Genomic DNA, 6,143 nt, shown 5'->3' with positions numbered 1-6,143 from the left:
CGCGTCGTAGAGACGGGCTTCTTCGGCCTTGAGATCGGGGAATTCGTCGAGCTCGGGAGGAAAGGTGATTGCGGTCTGGTTGACCTCGGCGCGCAGCCGCGCCGATGCGGCGAGCGCGGCGCGATATTTGGCGGCGCTTTCCTCGACCGTCGATCCGGCGAGCGTCGGGTCGAGCTGCGCCAATATCTGTCCGGGTTCGACGAGCGCGTCCTGCTTCACATGGAGCTTCGCGAGGATACCGCCCTCGAGCGACTGGATCATCTGTTCACGCGACGTCGGCACGACGCGCCCGCTGCCGTTCGCGACCTCGTCGAGTTCGGCGAAATAGGCCCAGACAAGCGCGACGAGGAAGAAGGCCGCGAGAAGCCAGACGAGCCGGCTTGCGGCGAGCAGCCGCCCGTCCTTCGCTTCGCCGAAGGTCCAGCCGTCGTCATCGGCCCGCGTCATGCCGCCCTCCCTGCAGTCTGGCCCCGCATCGTCAGCAGCGCCTCCGCCTTCGGCTTGTCGAGCACGACCCGGCCGTCCTGAACGACGATGATGCGGTCGACGAGGTCGAGCACGCGCATGCGGTGCGTGGCGATCAGCAGCGTCCGACCCTCGCTCCAGCGCGCGAAGCGGTCGATGAACAACCGTTCGGCCCCTTCGTCCATCGCCGCCGTGGGCTCGTCGAGCAATATGACCTGGGGTTCGCGGATCAGCGTACGCGCGAGGAGCAGCGCCTGCACCTGCCCGCCCGACAGGCCGAGCCCGCCTTCGTGCACCACTTGCTCCAGCCCCGCGCGCGAGCGCTTGATGAAGCCGTCCGCGCCGACCATCTCGAGCGCCGCCATGATTTCCGCGCTCGACGCCTCGGGCCGGCCGAGCGTCATATTTTCGCGGATCGTGCCGTGAAAGAGCCGGCTGTTCTGGGCGAGGAAGCCGACATCGCGGCGGACGTCGGCGGGGTCGATATGGTGGAGCGCGATGCCGTCGAGCAGCACGTCGCCCGACACGGGGTGGAGCAGTCCCGAGCAGCCCTGGAGCAAGGTCGACTTGCCCGCGCCATTGCGCCCGAGCAGCGCGACCTTTTCGCCCGGTGCGATGACGAGGTCGCTGACGACCAGCGCCGGCGGTGCTTCGGGGTCGGCATAGCGGAACACCGCGCCGCGCAGCGTCAGTCCGCCCGCGATGACCGGCATCTCGATCCGATGCTCCTCGCCCGGATCGTCGACGGGCAGCGCCATGATCTGGTCGAGGCTGACGATCCCGACCTTGGCTTGCTGCAAGCGGTTGAGGATCTGGCTGATCTGCGCGATCGGCGCGATCATCCGCGACCCGAGGATCGAGGCCGCGACGAGAACGCCGGTGGTGATGTCCCCCGCCATGACCAGCGGCGCGCCGACGAACACGGTGGCGGCATAGACGCCGCTTTGAACGGCTTGTGTCCATACGGTCAGGCTGCCGGTGAGCCCGCGCAGCTTGACCTGCGCCTCGGCGGCGGCGGCGTTATAATGGTTCCACTGCTGCTGAAAGCGCGGTTCGGCCTGCAACAGCTTGATATCCTCATGCCCCTGCACCGACTCGACCAGCATCGCATTGCGCAGCGAGGCTTCGCGCGTAGCCTCGGTCGCATAGGCACGCAGTCGTCGCTGCGCGAGGAGGCCCGGCGCGAGCAGCAGGACGAGCGCGGTCAGCGGCACCAGCGCCAGCGGCCCTGCGATGAACCAGAAAATGACAAGGAAGAGCAGGAAGAAGGGCAGGTCGACGACCGCCGAGACGGTGGACGAGGTCAGGAGGTCGCGGACCTGTTCCAGATCGCGCAGCTGCGCGATGAAGGCACCGGTCGATGCCGGGCGATCGCGCGTCCGGACCCGCAGCGCGTGTCCGAAGACCTCGTCGGACATCCGCAGGTCGGCCCGCTTGCCGAGGATATCGGTGATGCGCATCCGCAGGCGGCGAAACAGAAAATCGAACAGGATCGCCAACAATACCCCGCTGAAGAGAATATAGAGGGTGGGGTAGGATTGGGCCGGAATGACGCGGTCATAGACCTGCATCGAAAAGATCACGCCGGACAGCGCCAACAGATTGGCGAAAAGCGATGCGATCAGGACATGCGAATAGGAGCGGAGGTCACGCGTCAGGATCCGCCGCAGCCAATGCTCCTCGAACGGCCGGATATAGGCGTCGACCCGCGCATCGCGCCGCGACTTGGCGGGGCGCGGGACAATGATCCGCGCCGCCGCTTCGGCAAGTTCGGCTGCCCCGATCGGCTGTTCGAGCCCGCCTTCGCCGACCAGCGTGACGAGCGCGCCGCCTTGGCCGTCGACGGCCTTTGCGACGGCGAGGCCGCCGCCCTTGAATTCGACGATCAGCGGCAGGCGCTCGGGCGCCAGTTGCATCTCGCGCGGGGGCAGGAAGCGCAGGCGCAAGCCGGCGCCGCGGGCGAGTTGGCGGACCTGTTCTTCCTCGTCGGCATCGCGACGCCACAAACCGGCGCGGCGGGCCTGTTCGCTCGCGGTTGGCAGACGGTAGTGGCGTGCGACGATCGCCAGCGCCTCGCTCCAGCGGTCGATATCGACCGGTGTCGATCCGATCGCGTCGGTCATGGCCCGACCCCGCGCATGCCGTCGTCGGGCACGCCGAATGTCTCGCGCACGCGCCCCGCGTGATACAGGCAGTCGAGCTGCAGCCGCCGCTGGTCGAAGCGCGCATTGACCAGGTCGAAGCGCGCCTGATGCAGTTCCTGTTGCGCGTTGAGCAGGTCGACCAGCGTGCGCGTCCCCATGTCGAGATATTGCAGGCGATAGAGGCGGCTGGTTTCGTCCATGGCGGTCTGCCGCGTGGTCAGCGTCTCGATCACCGCGTCGAGGCTCGACACCTGGCGCTGGCTTTCGGCGAGCAACCGCCCGACCTCGTTGCGTACCCGTTGTTCGGCGGCATCGGCGGCGGCGAGCGAATAGCCCGCGCCCCGCCGCCGCGCCTTTCGCGCCCCGCCACTGTAGAGCGGTGTGGTGACCCGCACGCCGAAATTATATTCGGCACGATTCGAAAAGGGATCGTCGATCGCCGCGCCGCCACCGGCGCCGACCGCGACCGTCGGCAAGCCCTCGGCGCGGCTGCGTTCATATTCGGCGAAGGCCTGGTCGCGGGCCGCCTGCGCTTGCAGATAGGCCGGTACCGAAGTCCATTCGGGTTCGCCGCGCGCGCAAGAACCCTCGAGCCCCATCACCGGATCGAGCGAAACCTCGGGTGCGACCTGGCGCCCGATCAGGAAGGCGAGGTTGCTGTCCCAGCGGCGGCGCTCGGCCTCGATTTCGAGCAAAGTGACCTCGGCCGCCTGTACGCGCGCGCGCGCCTGCAGCGCGTCGGACTTGGTCGTGGCGCCAAGGCGGAAGCGGTGGCCGACCAGATCGTTGATGTCGCGGATATTCGCCAGTTGTTCGAGCGCCACCTCGCGCAGCACCCGATCGCGCTGGATTTCGATCACCGCATAGCTGGTGTCGCGGATAAGCGCGTCGATGGCGAAGAGGAGATCGGCACGGCTGGCGCGAGTCCCCGCTTCGGCAAAGGCGACCGAACTTTTGACCTTGCCGAAGTCGAAGAGCATCTGCGACGCCGACAGCGTCGCGCGCGGGCGCCAGTTGGCGCGTGCAAGATTGTCATAGCCGGTATCGACGCCGCCGCTGATCTGGGGGCGGTAGCCGGCTTCGGCGACATCCACATCTTCGTCGCTCGCGCGAACGATGTCGGCCCCTTCGCTGACCGAAGGGTGCCAGCGGACGGCTTCGCGAACGGCGTCTTCCCATCGGAGGGGTTCGGATGTCGTGATCGTGGTCGCCGTCAGGAGCGGCAGGAGCAGCACTGCCAACACGCGGCACCGGCGCCCTGCGACGCTTTTTCGGCATTCTCTCCATCTCGCGACCGGCATCGGCCCTCCGAAATATCGCTCAAGACATCTAGCGTGTCATTCGAACGTACATCCAGTATTTTCGATGCACGTTTCGCAGCAATATTTCGCATTTCTAGGTTAACGAGCTGTTATTGGAAAGATCGCGATCTTCCTCCAATTGGATAGTTAGGTAGCTAAGAGGATCATAGATATCCGAGTTTACTGGTTCTATCAGGGAGTTATCTTGCGCAAATGGGGTGTCGGCGGGGTCGATGCGGCCCTGTTCACTTTCGCCAGTTCGTTCGAGATATGCGTCGAGTAGAGCAACAAGATCGCCGCGGCCTTCGAACAGGTCATAGGCGAGATGGCCGCTTCCGCCGTCGTCAGTGGGGGCGACGCTGTCTGTTTCGATCGCAGCGAACTCGCCGAGTGCGACCACATCGTCATCGCCCGCCATCATCTCCACGCCGGACATGCGGGCACCCACACCGTCCACGTCGACCGTGATATCGAGCGTCGCCTCGACCGTCTCACCATTGGGCAGGCGGATCTGATAGGTGAAGCTGTCGATCTGGTCGGTGGTGAAATGATCGAGATCGGGATCGACCTCATAGCTGTAATTGCCGCTGGCATCGACGGTGAGCACACCAAAATCGCCGGTGATCGACACCGGGGTGTTGCCGATTTCGACGAAGCCGGTGCCGGTATCGACGAGGATCGCGCTGAACGCCGACCCGGTCACGTCGTTGTCGAGCAGGTTGCCCTGCGCGTCGGTCGCGGTGTCGAGCTCGAACTGGTCGAGATGCGTCACCGTCTGGTCGAGCCGGACCACAGAGTCATAACCCAGCCCCAGCACGTTCCGGCTGCTCACCGTGATGCTGTAGTTTCCGGGGGCGAGGTCGTTGAAGGTGACCACCGCGCCCGTACCGATCCCCGCCACATTGGCGAGCGCGACGACCACGATCGGGGCGCCGACGATGTTGCCGGCACCGTCGCGCAGCGTGACGGTATAGCTCGGCAGCACCGACAGCCCTTCGCTGGTGTCGATGATCAGCCGCGCGTCGGACTGGCTGTTGGCCGCCACGGTGAAGGACGCGACGTCGGTATCGACGCTCGGGACGATCACTCCCGGGCCGTTGTTCAGCGTGAACAGACCCGCCGAGGAGGTGGTGACGACATTCTCATAGGTCACCGACACCGAGTTGCTGTCATCGACCGCGACGGGGCTGCCGCTGACGTCGGGGCTGCCGATCGCGATCGTCAGCTGGGCGCTTTCCTCGGCGCCGCTCGGGTGCCGCAGCGTATAGGTAAAGGTCTCGGTCGCGCCGATATTGGCGGCGTCCTCGCTCGGCGTATAGACATAGCTGCCGTCGAGATCGATGACGAGCGTGCCATATTCGCCGACGATCGTGGTGCCATCGGCGGTGACCTGCGTGGTCACGCCGTCGACCGTGACGCTGCCGACGACCGTGCCCGGAGGCGCCATGTCGGTCGCGCCGCCGGCGCCCGGATCGGTGATGACGTTGCCCTCGGCCGCGATCGGATCGATGTCGGCGATCTGGGTATAGTCGCGGTCGGTGCCGTTCACCTCGAGCGTGCCGAGCACGCCGGCACCGACGAGCCCGCCAAAGGTCACGAAGGCACGATATTCGCCCGGACCGAAGATATCGCTCGCCGAAATATCGCCGTTGAGCAGCCCGAGGTCGAGCAGCGTCAGCTCGCCGTCGCCGCCGACGCCGACCCATTCGCCGTCGATCAGCTGCTGGACGACGACCTGATAGTTGGCCGCGACGCCGATATCGAGCAGGCCGCCATATTCGAAATCGGCCTCCAGCTCGTGGCCGGGTTCGACCTCGAACAGCACCGGCTGGATGCCCAGCAACTGTAGCCCGAGCACGCTGAGCCCCGGATCGATACCCGCGAGCGACAGCAGCAGGACATAATTGGCCTCACCGACGTCGACCGCGGTTTCGACCGGCACCAGGTCGAGCCCGGCGCTGTCGCTGTTGTCGAACGCGTCGAAAATATCGGGCGCAGCCGCGTCGACAGGGTCGGATTCATTGCCGGCCTCGTCGGTCTGCGTGACGACGAGCGTCTCACCATTCACGCGCGCGGGGATCGTGACGCTATAGCTGCCGTCGGGCTGGACGGTGCCCGTGCCTAGTATGGTTTCGCCGTCGACATCATAGACGGTGATCGTGGCGCCGGCCTCGCCGGTGCCGGTTACAATCGTGCCGGTGGCGTCGTCGACATCGGCGGTGGGCGCATCGGG

General features: G+C 66.0%; 4 protein-coding genes. All 4 read right to left on the bottom strand.

Translation table 11 applies throughout. The features are described 5' to 3' along the window. A partial coding sequence (locus B1A78_RS19765; protein WP_144037918.1) for a biotin/lipoyl-binding protein occupies positions 1–447 on the bottom strand: 447 nt, incomplete at its 3' end. After that, the gene (locus B1A78_RS19760; protein WP_077148594.1) at positions 444–2,588 is read right to left on the bottom strand and encodes a type I secretion system permease/ATPase; all 2,145 of its coding nucleotides are present in this window, start codon (positions 2,586–2,588) and stop codon (positions 444–446) included. The genes B1A78_RS19765 and B1A78_RS19760, both read right to left, overlap by 4 nt. Beyond that, a complete protein-coding gene (locus B1A78_RS19755) occupies positions 2,585–3,853 on the bottom strand; it encodes a TolC family protein (protein WP_372236910.1) in 1,269 nt (422 codons plus the stop codon). The genes B1A78_RS19760 and B1A78_RS19755 overlap by 4 nt, the downstream gene beginning before the upstream one ends. A gap of 151 nt (positions 3,854–4,004) precedes the next feature. After that, on the bottom strand, positions 4,005–6,143 hold a 2,139-nt coding region (locus B1A78_RS19750; protein WP_218668009.1), incomplete at its 5' end, for a BapA/Bap/LapF family large adhesin.

The sequence above is a fragment of the Sphingopyxis sp. KK2 genome, from assembly GCF_001990265.1.
GTDB lineage: Bacteria > Pseudomonadota > Alphaproteobacteria > Sphingomonadales > Sphingomonadaceae > Sphingopyxis.
Note: the sequence above shows the minus strand (reverse complement) of the source record. Positions and strands in the feature narration are given on the sequence as shown.